This window comes from Methylopila henanensis, from assembly GCF_042681025.1.
GTDB classification, from domain to species: domain Bacteria; phylum Pseudomonadota; class Alphaproteobacteria; order Rhizobiales; family Methylopilaceae; genus Methylopila; species Methylopila henanensis.
Genome location: NZ_JBHUER010000014.1, coordinates 73,448 through 87,823, shown reverse-complemented (window position 1 = coordinate 87,823; position 14,376 = coordinate 73,448). Strand labels below are relative to the sequence as shown.

The 14,376-nt window shown below is 69.5% G+C and carries 14 protein-coding genes; 7 read left to right on the top strand and 7 right to left on the bottom strand.

Features of this window, described 5'->3' with window-relative positions:
• Positions 1 to 262: 262 nt before the first annotated feature.
• Complete coding sequence (locus ACFSCV_RS19110; RefSeq protein ID WP_378801173.1) at positions 263 to 1,669, top strand: amidase family protein; 1,407 nt, start codon at positions 263 to 265, stop codon at positions 1,667 to 1,669.
• Positions 1,670 to 1,745: 76 nt separating this feature from the next.
• Here the strand turns inward: ACFSCV_RS19110 and ACFSCV_RS19105 are convergent, their stop codons facing one another.
• Complete coding sequence (locus tag ACFSCV_RS19105) at positions 1,746 to 2,165, bottom strand: hypothetical protein (protein ID WP_378801172.1); 420 nt, start codon at positions 2,163 to 2,165, stop codon at positions 1,746 to 1,748.
• Between the two features lie 281 nt (positions 2,166 to 2,446).
• Here ACFSCV_RS19105 and ACFSCV_RS19100 point away from each other — a divergent pair, with 281 nt between their 5' ends.
• On the top strand, positions 2,447 to 2,704 hold the full coding sequence (locus tag ACFSCV_RS19100; RefSeq protein ID WP_378801171.1) for a hypothetical protein: 258 nt from the start codon (positions 2,447 to 2,449) through the stop codon (positions 2,702 to 2,704).
• Positions 2,705 to 2,907: 203 nt separating this feature from the next.
• Positions 2,908 to 3,099: a hypothetical protein gene (locus ACFSCV_RS19095; protein ID WP_378801170.1), complete on the top strand. Its 192-nt coding sequence runs from the start codon at positions 2,908 to 2,910 to the stop codon at positions 3,097 to 3,099.
• 82 nt (positions 3,100 to 3,181) lie between these two features.
• Here the strand turns inward: ACFSCV_RS19095 and ACFSCV_RS19090 are convergent, their stop codons facing one another.
• The 5 genes from ACFSCV_RS19090 to coxB form a co-directional block, all read right to left on the bottom strand.
• On the bottom strand, positions 3,182 to 4,330 hold the full coding sequence (locus ACFSCV_RS19090; protein WP_378801169.1) for a c-type cytochrome: 1,149 nt from the start codon (positions 4,328 to 4,330) through the stop codon (positions 3,182 to 3,184).
• Positions 4,327 to 4,953, bottom strand: a complete 627-nt coding sequence (locus tag ACFSCV_RS19085; protein WP_378801168.1) for a cytochrome c oxidase assembly protein — start codon at positions 4,951 to 4,953, stop codon at positions 4,327 to 4,329. Before ACFSCV_RS19085 ends, ACFSCV_RS19090 begins: the two co-directional genes overlap by 4 nt.
• On the bottom strand, positions 4,950 to 5,345 hold the full coding sequence (locus ACFSCV_RS19080; RefSeq protein ID WP_378801167.1) for a hypothetical protein: 396 nt from the start codon (positions 5,343 to 5,345) through the stop codon (positions 4,950 to 4,952). Before ACFSCV_RS19080 ends, ACFSCV_RS19085 begins: the two co-directional genes overlap by 4 nt.
• The gene (gene ctaD / locus ACFSCV_RS19075; protein ID WP_378801166.1) at positions 5,342 to 7,879 is read right to left on the bottom strand and encodes a cytochrome c oxidase subunit I; all 2,538 of its coding nucleotides are present in this window, start codon (positions 7,877 to 7,879) and stop codon (positions 5,342 to 5,344) included. Before ctaD ends, ACFSCV_RS19080 begins: the two co-directional genes overlap by 4 nt.
• 184 nt (positions 7,880 to 8,063) lie before the next feature.
• The gene (gene coxB, locus ACFSCV_RS19070) at positions 8,064 to 8,912 is read right to left on the bottom strand and encodes a cytochrome c oxidase subunit II (RefSeq protein ID WP_378801165.1); all 849 of its coding nucleotides are present in this window, start codon (positions 8,910 to 8,912) and stop codon (positions 8,064 to 8,066) included.
• A 269-nt stretch (positions 8,913 to 9,181) separates the two neighbouring features.
• Here coxB and ACFSCV_RS19065 point away from each other — a divergent pair, with 269 nt between their 5' ends.
• The 4 genes from ACFSCV_RS19065 to ACFSCV_RS19050 all read left to right on the top strand — a co-directional run bounded on the left by ACFSCV_RS19065 (position 9,182) and on the right by ACFSCV_RS19050 (position 13,208).
• Positions 9,182 to 10,045 carry a TIGR02587 family membrane protein gene (locus ACFSCV_RS19065; protein WP_378801164.1) on the top strand — a complete coding sequence of 288 codons (864 nt, stop codon included), beginning with the start codon at positions 9,182 to 9,184 and terminating at the stop codon, positions 10,043 to 10,045.
• The gene (locus ACFSCV_RS19060; RefSeq protein ID WP_378801163.1) at positions 10,045 to 10,449 is read left to right on the top strand and encodes a TIGR02588 family protein; all 405 of its coding nucleotides are present in this window, start codon (positions 10,045 to 10,047) and stop codon (positions 10,447 to 10,449) included. The genes ACFSCV_RS19065 and ACFSCV_RS19060 overlap by 1 nt, the downstream gene beginning before the upstream one ends.
• Positions 10,450 to 10,689: 240 nt before the next feature.
• Complete coding sequence (locus ACFSCV_RS19055) at positions 10,690 to 12,087, top strand: nucleobase:cation symporter-2 family protein (protein WP_378801162.1); 1,398 nt, start codon at positions 10,690 to 10,692, stop codon at positions 12,085 to 12,087.
• Between the two features lie 116 nt (positions 12,088 to 12,203).
• Positions 12,204 to 13,208, top strand: coding sequence for a GlxA family transcriptional regulator (locus ACFSCV_RS19050; protein ID WP_378801161.1), 1,005 nt, complete (start codon positions 12,204 to 12,206; stop codon positions 13,206 to 13,208).
• A gap of 13 nt (positions 13,209 to 13,221) precedes the next feature.
• On the opposite strand, the gene ACFSCV_RS19045 is transcribed toward ACFSCV_RS19050, so the two are convergent.
• Positions 13,222 to 14,355: a carboxylate-amine ligase gene (locus ACFSCV_RS19045; RefSeq protein WP_378801160.1), complete on the bottom strand. Its 1,134-nt coding sequence runs from the start codon at positions 14,353 to 14,355 to the stop codon at positions 13,222 to 13,224.
• Positions 14,356 to 14,376: the final 21 nt, after the last annotated feature.

Below are 14,376 nucleotides of genomic sequence, written 5' to 3'. Positions count from 1 at the left end.
ATCCTGTCCCCGCAACCAAACCTTCCAGACAAAAACGGCCGCCTTTGTAGGGCGGCCGTTTTGATTCAAGAAAACGCAAGGCGAAAAGAGCGGGGACGCAGCGTCCATCCGCCTCCCCTCGCCCGCCAAACGCTGGAAAGCTCCGCAATTAGTTGCTTCGCCGGCAGGCTCCCTGCGGGACAATGGCTTGAGACCGCCAGCCCCGATCGGGCGCCGGCGCGCGGCCCATGCGCCGCTGGTCATGCGCCCTGGGAGCAAGAGTTTGGACATCGGTTCTGTCGCGTTCGACTTCGCGTCCATCCGGGCGAGGCTGACTGAAGGAGTCGATCCCGTCGCGCTGGTGGCCGAAAGCTGCCGCCGCGCCGCGGCCGTCGCCGACGCCGGGATCTTCACCGCGCTGACGCCGCCGGAGACCGCGATCGAGAACGCCCGCCGGCTGGCGGCGGAAGCGCGCGCCGGACGCGACCTGCCGCTGCTCGGCCTGACCTTCTCGGTCAAGGACAACATCCACGTGGCCGGCATGGTCACCACGTCGAACTGCCCGGTCTTCGCGATCCATCCGCATGAGAGCGCGCCGGCGGTGACGGCGCTCGAGCAGGCCGGCGCGGTGCTGATCGGCAAGAACACGATGGACCAGTTCGCCACCGGGCTGAACGGCACCCGTTCGCCCGAGCCGCTCTGCCGCAACGCCGTCGACCCGGCCTACATCCCCGGCGGATCGAGTTCGGGCTCGGCGGTCGCGGTGGCGCGCGACATCGTCTCGTTCTCGCTCGGGAGCGACACCGGCGGTTCGGGCCGCGTGCCCGCCGCCTGCAACGGCGTCGTCGGCGTGAAGCCGACCATCGGCCTCGTCAGCATGCGCGGCCTCGTGTTCAACAGCCGCTTCTTCGATTGCGTGCCGGTGTTCGCGCGCAGCGTCGCGGACGGGAACGAGATCCTGCGCCTGATCGCCGGCTTCGATCCGCTCGACCCCTGGAGCTGGACCGACGCCGGCGCGATTGACCTGACGGCCCTGCCCCAGGCTCCCGCGCGGCTCGCGGTTCCACAGGCTGAGCAGCTCCGGTTCTTCGGCGACGCGGCGTCCGAAGCCGCCTTCGCCTCCAATCTCGCGGCGCTGCGCAGCCTCGGCCACGACCTGGTCGAGATCGATTTCGCGCCGTTCGAGGAGGCCGGGCGTCTCGTGTTCCAGTCCGCCATGGTGGCGGAGCGTCTGGTGGACTACGGGGCGGTCGTCGCCGAGCGGCCGGAGGGCGTGCACCCCGCGGTCCGCGCGGCGATCGAGCCGGGCCTCTCCTATTCCGCGCGCGAGGCCTTCGAAGCGCTTTACCGCATGCGGGAGCTCAAGCGGGTCGCGGAGATCGCGCTGGCCGACGTCGCCGCGCTGGTGGTCCCGACCGTGCCGACGATCTTCACGATCGACGAGATGCTGGCCGAGCCGATCGCCCGCAACACGGTCATGGGGACCTACACCTATTTCGTGAACCCGATGGATCTCTGCGCCGTCGCGACGCCCGGCGCGCCGCGCGCGGACGGGCTGCCGTCGTCGCTGAGCTTCGTCGGCCTCTCAGGACGGGACGGCGTGGTGGCGGGCCTCGCCGCGGGGTTCGAGAGCGCGATGGCTGGAGCGCCGAAGCAACCGGCGGCCGGTCTGCGCCGCATACGGGACTGACGACGCCATCTGGGGAACTAGGCACCGCCTTCCGCGAACCGCGCGCCGTGATTCGCGCCCGACCCGCAAAGCGGCTTCAGCGATCGCAATACGTAATCAAGCTGAAGTCCGAGTTCTGCAACGCCTGATTGCCGCTTCTGTACGAGTAAACCGTCAGCGTATTCTGATATGTGGTGATGGCGTAATTGATGTCGAATGCATTCGTGGAGGTCGCGACGCTCGCGCAGTCCGTCAGATCGCGGCCGAACGTGACGTAGTAGATGCCGGCAGCGGCTTTGACCGATGATTCGACGCCGGCGCCCCCGAGCAAAGCCCCCGTGTTCAGCACGCGGGCGCTCATGAGCGCCATGCCGCGATCGGTCGACGACGGCGTCGGGGCGGCTCGCGCGCCGCCTGACGCGGAGGGAGGGTTGACGCCCGGGGGCTCCGATTTCGTCTGCCCATAGACAGGGCCCGTAAGGCTCACGATCGCGAGCGCCGCGAAAAGTCTGTTCATACGTTTCCCCCCGTACGTTTGGGCGCAGGATCGGGGGAAGCCTCACGTCATGCAAGCCAAAAGATGGCCAAAGACCGCCGACGCCCAGATAAGACGACGTAGCCTTCGGGTGGAACGTCGAATGACGAAAGCCGATCGTGAGCGGGCGGCGAAAGCTGACGCGACGCCGGCGGACACCGCCCGCGCGCTCCGCAAAAACATGTCGCCTATCGGGAAGTAGTTCTCTGGCGAAGCAGGCGGCGACGCGCTAGCAGCGGTCTCCTCCTGCCGCTTCGGGCTCCATGATCGCGACCGTTACCCTGCTGGACGGCGAAAGTCCGCCCGATGGCGAGAGCTACCTCGTCATCGAATGGCGCACGAGCGGCGCTGGCGTGCAGATCGTCCGGGAGCCGCTCGGCCTGCGCTATCTCGTGGCGCCGGACAAGCACGCCTTCTGGACGGTCGAGGCCCGGCATCTCGCCAAAAGGATGAAGCTCGGCCGCGTCTACTACGTCGGATATCCTCGCTCGCCGAGCTGGAGCGCGGCCGCCGCCGGTTGACGGGCCGCTCTGCCCCCGAGGAACTTCCGGCCGGTGTTCGCGTTACCGCAAAGTCATCGTACCAAAAGCGGCACGCCGCGCAGACGTCATGCGGATCTCTTCGCGCGGCGTAGAGCTCGGCGCGACCGAATGCGGGGGCTCGCCCGAGCTCCCGACCATGGTCATTGGAGAAAAGCCCCCGTCCCTTCCCGGAGCACCGACCCATGCGGCAGCCGCAAAAGCCTTATCGCATCCGCAAGCTTCACGATTTTGGCGACCGTTGCTGGGGCGTCGTCGACGCCAGGGGCGCGCTGGTCGATCTCGACGGGCTGTCGATGAAGCTGCAACGCGAAGAAGCCGAGACTCTCGCCGAAAAGCTCAACGAATCCAAAGAAGTCGCGCCGCTGAAGACCTAGCCGCGCTTCGTCCGTTGAAACGGGCGGCGCTGCGGCCGGCTGCGGGGAAAGCCGCCGGCGCCGCCTCGTTCTCCCTAACTCCTCATGGCGCCTCGGGCGGCAGCGACGCGTAGTAGGCGGCGACCGCCTTGATGTCGGCCTCGGTCATCCCGAATGCGATCTTCCGCATGATCTCGCGGAAGGGTCCGCCGCCGCGGGAGTCCTCCTCTTTCTCCCAGAGCAGAAGCTGCGACTCGAGATAGCTCGCGTGCTGTCCGGCGAGCCTGGGATAGGCCGGGTTGCGCGCCGAAGCTGACGGCCCGTGACAAGAGGAGCAGGCCGGCGTTCCGGTGTCGCGCACGCCCTCGCGCGCGATTTTTTCGCCGCGCGCGACGAGCGCGGGATCGAGCGATCCGGCGCTTTCCGGTCGCTTCGGCGTCTGCCCCGCATAATGCTCGGCGAGCGCCGCGATCTCGGCGTAAGGGATGCGCGCGGCCGCGGTCTGCATGATCCCGCTGTGGCGCGTTCCCAGCGCGTAAGCCGACAGCGCGTCGTAAATGTAGTCTTCGCTCTGGCCGGCGATGATGGGGAAGGCGTCGCCGTCGCGCCCCATGCCTTCGCGGCCGTGGCAGCGCGCGCAGTCCGCGAGCACGTCCGGGCGCGGCGTCCGTCCCTGCGGGCCGTGGGCGATGGCGACCAGCCCGCCGACCGAGCCGTCGTTCTCCTCGCCCATGGCGAGCCGGGCGTAATCCTGCTCGGACATCCCCGGCAGCTTGCGCAAGAAGGCGACCACCGCCCAGACCTCGTCCTCGCGCTCCTGACCCGAGACCCAGGCCGGCATGCCTGTGAACTTCACGCCGTTCTTCACGATCCAGAACAGGTGCTTTGGCTCCCAGGTTGGGATCGTCTTTTCGAGATCGGGCGCGACCGGCGACATCTCGTGGATGATCGGCGAGCGGGGCCGGCCTGGAGCGCCGTGGCAGCTCGCGCAGCCGCTGGCGTAGTGCCCGGCGCCGCGGGCGATCAGCGCAGGGGAGTCCAGATTGTCCGGGGTCTCGACGGCGATGGTGCGCGTCTTGACCGAGTTGATCATGACGTAATGCAGGAACCAGTCCGTGATCGCCCAATGCGGCGTGGAGGCCGCGACGTTGAACAGGCCCGACCATGCGAAGGCGAGCACGCCCGCCGCGACCCCGCACGCCGCGAGCACGGCGCGCAGGGGCGTGACAAGGACGTTGATACGCCACTTCATCGGCCGGCTCCCGGTTCGACCGCCCGGTCCTCGCGCAGCAGCCGAGCCGCGAGCGCGAGCCCGCCGGCGAGATAGACCCCGCCGCCGACGAGCAGCATCACGATCCCGCCGACATGCTGCTGGTGAAGCGCCTCCGCCGCGCCGCCGTGATGGAGGGCGTAGAGCGGGACGGTGGTGGTCGAGAGCAGCACGCCGAGCAGCGTCATGTGGATCGAGGTCAGCAGCATGCCGATCGTTCCCTGCGCCGCCGCGGGCCGCGAGCCGCCGTGGCCGAGGCAGGCGATCCAGAGCCACAGGCCGGCCAGCAGGAACGACGCCTGCTCGGCGACATAGACCAGGCCGTTCAAGCGCGCGAGATCGTGAGCCGCCGGCGCGTGCCAGCCCCACACGACCACAAGCTCCACGAGCGAGACCGGAACCGCCGCGAACAGAGCCGGCCGTGTGACGGAGAGGTCGGAGCGCGAGCCGACGAAGCCGAGCGCCAGCAGCGGCGCGGCGACGGCCACGACCGTCATGTGGCTGGTCATATGGGCCGCGAAGCCGTGCCCGAAGGCGGCCTCCGGCAGCGGCGACCACGCAAAGGCCAGCGCCGCGCCGCCCGCGACCGTGAGCGCGCCCCTCATCGGCAGTCTCCAATGAAGACCGCGGGCAGCGCCACGAAGATCACGCCGATGAAGGACAGGCCGCACAGCAGGATGGTCGCGAAGCCGAGGAACTGCTGGCGGTCGTCGAAGGTCCCGTCGTCATAGGGCGGCTCGGCGTCGCCGTCGCCCCAATGCGTCCAGGCCTGCCGGCTCGACCACGCGATCGCCCCGAGCGCCGCGACGGTCGCGACCGCGATGACGATCCGCGCGGTCGTGACGTCCGGCCAGCCGCCGCCCGTGAACACGCGCGCGTCCGTCATGGCCTTGGCGCAGTGGACCGAGGCCGCGACGTAGCAGACGAGGAAATGGACCGCCCAGATCGTCGGGGCGGTGATCAGCGTGATCAGGTTGGCGCGGGTCGAGGCGATCATGCGACAGCCAGCGGAAACAGCGCCAGCACCGCGACGGTGACGGCCATGGTGACGAGCGCGAAATGCCAGAAAAGCACGACGTTGTGGATGTCGATGTCGTGCTCGGCGGTGAGCTTGTCGCCGAGCGAACGCGCGAGGCAGTAGAGCGTCATGATCACCCCGACCCCGAGATGGACCGCGGTCCAGATCGCGATGATCCAGACGGTCGCAGGGTAGACGTGGGAGGTCGGATCGAGGCCGGTCGTGTGCGGCCCCCACAGCAGCGCAGCGCCTCCCCCGATCGCGAGGACGACGGAGCCCGCCAGCCAGAAGCGCAGGGCCCCCGGGCTGTCGGCGGCGTTCGCGCGGCGGGCGAGCAGCATCGCGCCCCAGGAGGCGAGGACGAGCGCCATGGCCACGGCCGGCCAGAACTGTCCGGGACCGACGCCCGCGGCCGGCGGGAAGGCGCTCGCGTGAATCGTCCAGTAGAAGAAATAGCCGAAGATCAGGCTGGCGAAGGCCGACATGTCGCCGATCATGGTGATGAACATCGCCCACCAGCCGACCGAGTCCGGCCCGGAGACGTAGAGCGGCAGCTTCAGCCCGAGGCCGACGTCCTTCTCCTTCTTTTCCGGGATGATCGCGGTGCCGGTCCAGAGCCAGATCAGGATCGCTATCAGCGCCGCGATCGAGAAGCCGATCGTCAGCGTCCAGGCGTAGAACGTCGCGGCGATGAACGCGCCGCCGGTGAGGAAGGCCGCCCCCATGGTGACGAAGGTGTTGCCCGGCACGCGCAGGCACTGGATCGGCCGCGCGTCGAGCACCGAGGTGATCAGCGTCTCGCGTTTTCCCTCCTCGGCGTCGGGCAGGTAGAACCGCCCCTCGTCGTAGTCACGCACGAAGTTCGGCTGCTGCCAGAGCGGGTAGCGCGTGGTGACGACCGGCACCGTGCGCACGCCCCACTCCTTGCCGGGGTTTTCCGACAGCCACTCCAGCGTGCCGGCGTTCCAGACGTTGCGGGGAGCGTAGGGCTCCTTCGACTTCGGCCGCAGGATGTCCCAGGCCACCACCAGCACGCCGGCGGCGAACACGAAGGCGCCGACGGTCGACACCATGTTCAGCGTCTCGAAGCCGAGCCCTTCCGCGTAGGTGAATACGCGGCGCGGCATGCCGCGCAGGCCCGTGATGTGCATCGGCAGGAAGGTGACGTTGAAGCCGACGAACAGCAGCCAGAAGCCGATCTTGCCGAGCCGGTCGGACAGCCGGCGGTCCATCACGAAGGGGTAGTAGTAATAGACGCCCGCGATCAGCGGGAAGAACATGCCGCCGATCAGCGTGTAGTGCAGATGCGCCACCACGAAGTGGCTGTCGTGCGCCTGCCAGTCGAACGGCGCGAGCGCCACCATGACGCCGGTGAGCCCCCCAAACACGAAGATCGCGAGCGCGCCGACGGCGTAGAGCATCGGCACGGAGTAGATCGCACGTCCGGCGAGCAGGGTCGCGAGGAACACGAAGATCTGCACGCCGGTCGGGATCGCGACCGCCTCCGACGCCGCCGAGAAGAAGGCGAGCGAAATCGACGGCAGTCCGGTCGTGAACATGTGGTGGACCCACAGGCCGAACGACAGGAAGCCGGTGCCGATCGCGGCCAGCACGATCCAGGAATAGCCGAGGATCGGCCGCTGGGCGAAGGTCGGCACGATCATCGCGAGCAGAGCGATCGCGGGCAGAAAGATGATGTAGACCTCCGGGTGGCCGAAGATCCAGAACAGGTGCTGCCACAGCAGCGGGTCGCCGCCCTTGGAGGGATCGAAGAACGGCCAGCCGAACATCCGCTCCATCTCGAACAGGATGTCGCCCGCGATCAGCGGCGGAAAGGCGAACAGGATCATGCCGGCCACCACCAGCACGTACCACGCGTAGAGCGGCATCAGGTTGATGCGCATTCCCGGCGGGCGGCACTTCAGCGTGCCGACGATGAGCTCCACGGCGGCCGCGATCGAGGCGATCTCGATGAAGGAGAGCCCCAGCAGCCAGACGTCGGCGCCGATGCCGGTCTGCTTGTGGTCGGTCGAGAGCGGCGGATACATGAACCAGCCGCTGTCCGGCGCGGCGTTGAAGAAGATCGAGCCGCAGACGAACACGCCGCCGAGCAGGAAGCTCCAATAGCCGAAGGCGGACAGCCGGGGGAACGGCAGGTCGCGCGCGCCCAGCATCTCCGGGAGGATCAGGATCGCGACCGCCTCGAAGATCGGGATCGCGAACAGGAACATCATCGCCGTGCCGTGCAGCGTGAAGACCTGATTGTAGAAGGTGGCGGAGAGGAAATCGTTGTCCGGCACGGCGAGCTGGGCGCGGATCAGCAGCCCCAGCACGCCCGCGAACAGAAAGAAGGCGAGCGCCGTCGCCGTGTACCAGATCCCGACCTCGGAATTGTTGACCGCCGACCAGTAGCGGAGCCCCTTCGGGGTCTCCCAGACCTTCTCGAGCCGCGCCTCCTGGGCCTTGCGGAGCTCGGGATCGTCTTGGCGGGAGGCGAGCGCGACGTCGGTCATGGATCGTTCCTGCGCTGCGGCTTTACGTGGAGGCCGGGCGCCCCCTCACCCGCCGCTGCGCGGCGACCTCTCCCCGCCGGGGAGAGGTGCGCAACGGCGCCGTTCGTCACCTCTCCCCGGCGGGGAGAGGTCGGAGGGCGCAGCACTCCGGGTGAGGGGGCGTTACGCACGGACGGATCCCCGCTCACTTCAGGCTCCCCAGATAGCCTGCGATCGCCTGCAGCTCGTCCGGCTTCAGCGCGCCATAGGCCGGCATCTTCGCCCGCGGCTTCAGCGTGCCGGTCTCGCGGATGAAGCGCGCGACATTGTCTGGCGTGTTCGGCATCAGCCCGGCGCCCACGGTCGCGCGCTCGCCGAAGCGGGTGAGATCGGGACCGACGACGCCCCTGGCCTCGGTCCCCGAGACCGTGTGGCAGGCGCCGCAGCCGTTTCTGAGGAACAGCTCCGCGCCCCGCGCCTGTTCGGGCGCCTGCGCGGCCGGCCGCGCCTGATCCTTCAGCCACGCCTCGAAGGCGTCCTTCTCCATCGCCACAACGTCGAAGGCCATCAGCGCGTGGCTCGCGCCGCAGAACTCCGCGCAGACCCCGCGGTAGACGCCAGGCTTCTCCGCCTTCAGCACCAGCCGGTTCTCACGGCCGGGGATCATGTCGACCTTGCCGCCGAGCGAGGGAATCCAGAAGGCGTGGATCACGTCCGGCGCAGTCAGCGCGAACTCGACGCGCTCGCCCACCGGCAGCCGCACCTCGTTCGCCGAGGCGACGGCCGCGCCGTCCTGAGGCCGGTAGGTCACGCGCCACCAGAACTGCTCGCCCGACACGTCGATCCGGAGCCCCTCGCCCGGCTCGCGCAGCGTCCACATCATTCCGAGGCCATAGACGAGCAGACCGGCCAGCACGACCGTGGGAAACGCGACGCCGCCCCACAGGATCAACCTCAGTCCGACCTTCTCATCGTGCGGGTCGGGGCGGATGCGGGTGGCGTAGACCGCGATCGCCATGACGATCGCCCAGACCACGCCGGCCCCGACGGCCATGACCCAGAACAGCGTCGCGACCTCACGCGCCTCGAAGCCCGCCGGGTCGAGCGCCGACTGGACTCCCGAGCAGCCGCCGAGGGCGAGCGTTCCGGCCGCCGCTGCGGCGATGCGCCAATGACGGCCGCGAGCTGCGATGGTCTTCCTCCCCCTGCGAATCCAATGGTTCGCGCCGGAACCCTGTGACGATTCTAGAACCGGCGACGGGTTTGACCGCCTTGACGATCGATCACGACCGCGCGATCTGCACCGGGAAACCAGTGAGGACCATGGCCACGGACACCAGCAGCGCAACCCGACGCGGCGACGTCGAGCGGGAGTTTCTCGCCAATCTCGGCCGGGCCGCAGGCGGCGCGATCGTATTCGCGCTGCCCGTGCTGATGACGATGGAGATGTGGTCGCTGGGCGCCAGCCTCGAGCGATGGCGGCTTGCGGCGATGCTGCTCGGCGCGCTGCCTCTGCTGGTCGGCCTGTCGCACTTCGTCGGCTTCGAGGAGACCGACACCTGGGTGGACGACCTGCGCGACGCCTTCGTCGCGATCGCCGTCGGCTTCACCACGTCGGCCGTCGTCCTGACGCTGCTCGGTCTCGTCGACCCGGACCGGTCGTTCGACGAAACGCTCGGGGCGATCCTGATCCAGACCGTGCCAGCGAGTTTCGGTGCCGTCATCGCGCAAGGGCAGCTCGGCCAGACCGACGAGGCCGACGAGCGCGCGAACCGCAAGGCGGGCTATGGCGGCGACCTGCTGTTCAACGCGGCCGGCGCGGTGTTCCTCGCGTTCAACATCGCGCCGACCGAGGAGATCGACCTGATCGCGGCCTCGATGACGCCGCTCCACGCCATCGCGCTGGTGATCGTGTCCGTGGTCGTGATGCACGCCATCGTCTATGTCGTGCGCTTCGCCGGCCAGTCGCGGCTGAGACCGGAGGGGCACGGCTTCTGGAGCCTGTTCGTGCGCTACACCCTGCCGGGATACGCCGTCGCCCTGGTCTCCTGCGCCGCCATGCTCTGGGTCTTCGGCCGGCTCGACGACTACGGCGCCAGCTCGGCGCTGCGCCTCGTCGTCGTGCTGGGCTTCCCGGCCGCCGTCGGCGCGGCCTTCGCGCGGCTGATCGTCGGAGGCCAGAGCTGATGGCGGAAACCGGATCCAAGCCGCAGAAGCCGGAAGTCGCGCGCATCGAATGGGCGGTCGGCGCTCTGGGCGCCGCGATCGTCGTCGCGGTCCTCGGCGTCCTCGCCTACGAGGCCGTCGTCCACCGCGACGGCGCGCCGACGCTCGTCGCGCGGGTCGTCGACGTCACCCCGACGGAGGCGGGCCACGTCGTGCGCTTCCGCACGGAGAACCGCGGGCCCTCGACCGCAGCCGAAGTGGTCGTGCGAGCGACGCTGACGCAGGGCGACCGGACGCTGGAGGAAGCGGAGACCACGCTCGACTACGTCGCCCGGCGGTCCGAACGGGAGGCCGGCGTCATCCTGAAGGCCGATCCTGCAAGCGGGACGCTGGAGCTTCGGGCGACGTCCTACCGGAAGCCCTGAAGCCCGCCGGCGAGGCCCTCCCCCGACGCCGCTCCCGGCGCCCTTCTTGCTTCGATGACGACGGAACGCGCGGGAGCCGCAACCGGACCGGCTCCGCCGGACGCCGATCGGCGGCTCCCCGCGCTGGTCCCGGCGCTGTCCCGCCGCGCCGCATGCCCGTGATGCCTCTTTCAGGAGCCTGACGGCGCCCCCGCCGTCAGGCTCCCCATCCCCGTCAGGCAAGCCCCACCGGAGCGCGACATGTCGTCAGTTCCTCATCCCGTCGACGAAAAGCTCCCGCTTCTCCGATTGGCGCCGCTTGCGGTCCAGCACGTGCTGGTGATGTACGCCGGCGCCGTCGCCGTGCCGCTGATCGTGGGGCGCGCGCTGAAGCTGCCGCCCGAAGACGTCGCCTTTCTCATCAGCGCGGACCTGTTCGCCTGCGGGCTCGCGACCCTCGTGCAGTGCTACGGCTTCCGAGGCGTCGGCGTCCGTCTGCCCGTGATGATGGGCGTGACCTTCGCCTCGCTCGGGCCGATGCTGTCGATGGCGAACGCGCCCGAGGTCGGGCTGCTCGGCATCTTCGGCTCGGTGATCGCCGCCGGCGTCTTCGGCGTCCTCGTGGCGCCCTTCATCTCGCGGCTGCTGCCGCTGTTCCCGCCGGTCGTGACCGGCACGATCATCCTCGTCATCGGCGTGTCGCTGATGCGCGTCGGCATAAACTGGGCCGGCGGCGGCCAGCCGACCGTGACGCGCGTGGTGGACGGGGTGCCCGGCAGCTTTCCCAACCCGGCCTATGCGCAGCTTCAGGGCCTCGCCATCGCGGGCTTCGTGCTGCTCGTCATTCTCGCGCTGCTGAAGTGGGCCGACGGCTTCGTGCGCAACGTCGCAGTGCTGCTCGGCATCGTCGCCGGCTGCGTCGTCGCGGCGGCTCTCGGCCTCATGCATTTCGAAAGGGTCGGCGAGGCCTCCTGGTTCGACGTCGTGCTTCCGTTCCATTTCGGCCTGCCGACGTTCCACCTCATACCGATCGTCACGATGTGCATCGTCATGGTCGTGGTGATGATCGAGTCGCTCGGCATGTTCCTCGCGCTCGGCGAGATCACCGGCCGGACGATCGACCGGAAGGACCTGACTCGAGGCCTGCGCGCCGACGGCGTCGGCACGCTGCTCGGCGGCGTCTTCAACACCTTCCCCTACACCTCATTCTCGCAGAACGTCGGACTGGTCGGCGTCACCGGCGTGCGCTCGCGCTGGGTCACGGTCGCAGGCGGCGTCATCATGCTGGCGCTCGGCCTGCTGCCGAAGATGGCCGCGCTGGTCGAAGCCGTGCCTCAGGTCGTGCTCGGCGGCGCGGGGCTGGTGATGTTCGGAATGGTGGCGGCCACCGGCGCGCGCATCCTCGCCGGCGTCGATTTCAGGAACAATCCGAACAACCTGTTCGTGGTCGCGGTTGCGGTCGGCTTCGGCATGATCCCGCTGGTCGCGCCGACCTTCTTCAAGAACCTGCCGCACGACCTCCACCCGCTGCTCGAATCGGGAATCTTGCTGTCGGCGATCGTCGCGGTCGCGCTGAACTTCTTCTTCAACGGCCTCGCAAGCGCCGAAGACGCGGCTGCGGAGGCGGCGGCCGCCGCCTCCGCGGCCGAGCATGCCTGAAGGGCGGCGCGCGCGGCGATCACGGAGCGGGCGGCGTCGATGTGACCTAGGCCGAACGCCTGCGGAAGGCCCATCAGCGTTGGCGCGATCGGCGGTTCTCGCGCCATAATTGACGCATGGCCGCCGCTCCTCCTCCCCCCATCGCCGAGATCGCCGTCCTGATCTACCCCCGCGCGCAGCTCGGCGCCGCGCACGGCCTGAGCGACCTGTTCTCGGTCGCGAACCTGATGGCGCGGAACCGCGACGGTACCCGGGCGCCCCAGCTTCGGATCAGCCACTGGATCGGACGCGAGGACGGCGGCGTCGAACGGACGCTCGACAGCCACCCCGGGTTCGCCGGCGAGCCCGACGTCGTCGTCATGCCGCCGGCCGTGATCGCTCCGATCACGGCGGAGGAAGCGAAGCCGCTGGCGATCTGGCTGCGCGAGCGCCACGACCGTGGCGCGACGCTCTGCTCGGTCTGCGCCGGCGCCTTCCTGCTCGGCGAGACCGGCCTGCTCGAAGGCCGCCCCGCCACCACGCACTGGCATTTCGCCGAGGATTTCGCCGCGCGGTTTCCGGACGCGCGCATGGACATCGACAAGCTCGTCATCGACGACGGCGACCTGATCACGGCGGGCGGGCTGATGGCCTGGACCGATCTCGGCCTGAAGCTCGTCGACCGGCTGCTCGGGCCGACCGTGATGCTGGAGACCGCGCGGTTCCTGCTCGTCGACCCGCCGGGCCGCGAGCAGCGCCATTACAGCCTGTTCTCGCCGCGGCTCCGGCATGGCGACGAGGCGGTGCTGAAGGCGCAGCACTGGCTGCAGGCGACCGGCGCGCGGGACGCGTCGCTCGCCGCCATGGCCGAGAAGGCCGGGCTGGAGCCGCGCACCTTCCTGCGCCGGTTCCACAAGGCCACCGGCATGAAGCCGACGGAGTACTGCCAGCACCTGCGCGTCGGCCGAGCGCGGGACATGCTGGAGACCACCGCCCGCCCGGTCGAGCAGATCGCCTGGGACGTCGGCTACGAGGATCCGGGCGCGTTCCGGAAGGTGTTCGTCAAGGTGACCGGGCTCGGTCCGCGCGAGTACCGCCAGCGCTTCGGACTGGCCTCGGTCCGCGCCGAGGACGCCGCCTGACGGGAGCGGACGTTCAGAACGCCCCTCGCCTGACGGTCGCCGCAGCCAACGTCCGAATGACCTCGCGCAAGGCGTGGGTGTCGGACGTCGTCCGCTCCTTCGCCGCGCGGAACAGCGCGCGCTGGCGGTCGGCGCTGGTCCCGTCCGCGGCGATGGCGCGGCAGCGCGCGATCCAGTCCGTCGATCCGAGCGCCGCGGCGTCGCTCTCGACGAGCGCCAGCACGGCCTCGAGCTGCTCCGCGACCGTGCGCGTTTCGCCGGAGCGGGCGTCGATCAGGCGGGCCTCCAAGCCATGCTGCTGCACCTGCCAGAGGTTCGACGCGCAGACGCCGCGATCGACGACGCTCACCTCGGCGTTGATCTCCGGCCGGCGCACGAGGCAGCGCGTCAGCGCCTGGTAGAGCGCCGCGAGCGCGACCGCGTCGTCGACCCGGGTGCAACAGTCGCAGACCCGGAGCTCGACGGTCGGGAAGCGGACCGAAGGCCGGATGTGCCACCACAGGAAGCTGGCGTCGTCGATGACGCCGCCGGCGACCATGAGCTCCACGAAGCGCCGGTACTCGTCCTCGTCGGCGAACATCTCCGGCAGGCCCGTCCGCGGCCATTGCGCGAAGGCGGTCAGGCGGTACGAGTGCAGCCCGGTGTCGCGGCCCTGCCAGAACGGCGACGACGACGACAGCGCGAGCATCAGCGGCAGGAACGGCGTGAGCCGGTTCATGAGACGCACGCGGCCGTCGGGCTCCGGCGTCTCCACGTGGATGTGCATGGCGCAGATCATGGCGCGCGGCGCGATGACGCCGAGCTCCGCCAGCAGCCGCTGGTAGCGCTCCTTCTCAGTGGCGTCCTGATCGCGGGCGCGGGCGAGCGGATGGCTGCCGGCGGCGAGCAGGAGGAGGCCATGCTCCTCCGCGACCTTGGCGAGCCCGCGACGGGCGGCCAGAAGCTGGTCGCGCGCCTCCTCGAAACTCGTCGTCGGCTCGGTCTGGACCTCGACCTGTCCCTTCAGGAACTCGTGCGAGGCCGGCTTCACCTCGGCGCCGCGGGCGCGGTGGAAAGCGTCCGCGACGTCCCCGTCGGGCGTCGCGCCGGTCTCCGCGTCAGCCAGGAAATACTCTTCCTCGATCCCGAACCGAAACACGGCGTCCATGGGGGGCGCTCCAACGACCAC

Coding starts and splice junctions, on each gene's coding strand:
- ACFSCV_RS19105 (WP_378801172.1), bottom strand. CDS start 2,165: ATGAACAGACTTTTCGCGGCGCTCGCGATCGTGAGCCTTACGGGCCCT.
- ACFSCV_RS19100 (WP_378801171.1), top strand. CDS start 2,447: ATGATCGCGACCGTTACCCTGCTGGACGGCGAAAGTCCGCCCGATGGC.
- ACFSCV_RS19095 (WP_378801170.1), top strand. CDS start 2,908: ATGCGGCAGCCGCAAAAGCCTTATCGCATCCGCAAGCTTCACGATTTT.
- ACFSCV_RS19090 (WP_378801169.1), bottom strand. CDS start 4,330: ATGAAGTGGCGTATCAACGTCCTTGTCACGCCCCTGCGCGCCGTGCTC.
- ACFSCV_RS19085 (WP_378801168.1), bottom strand. CDS start 4,953: ATGAGGGGCGCGCTCACGGTCGCGGGCGGCGCGGCGCTGGCCTTTGCG.
- ACFSCV_RS19080 (WP_378801167.1), bottom strand. CDS start 5,345: ATGATCGCCTCGACCCGCGCCAACCTGATCACGCTGATCACCGCCCCG.
- ctaD (WP_378801166.1), bottom strand. CDS start 7,879: ATGACCGACGTCGCGCTCGCCTCCCGCCAAGACGATCCCGAGCTCCGC.
- coxB (WP_378801165.1), bottom strand. CDS start 8,912: ATGGCCGTCGGGGCCGGCGTGGTCTGGGCGATCGTCATGGCGATCGCG.
- ACFSCV_RS19065 (WP_378801164.1), top strand. CDS start 9,182: ATGGCCACGGACACCAGCAGCGCAACCCGACGCGGCGACGTCGAGCGG.
- ACFSCV_RS19060 (WP_378801163.1), top strand. CDS start 10,045: ATGGCGGAAACCGGATCCAAGCCGCAGAAGCCGGAAGTCGCGCGCATC.
- ACFSCV_RS19055 (WP_378801162.1), top strand. CDS start 10,690: ATGTCGTCAGTTCCTCATCCCGTCGACGAAAAGCTCCCGCTTCTCCGA.
- ACFSCV_RS19050 (WP_378801161.1), top strand. CDS start 12,204: ATGGCCGCCGCTCCTCCTCCCCCCATCGCCGAGATCGCCGTCCTGATC.
- ACFSCV_RS19045 (WP_378801160.1), bottom strand. CDS start 14,355: ATGGACGCCGTGTTTCGGTTCGGGATCGAGGAAGAGTATTTCCTGGCT.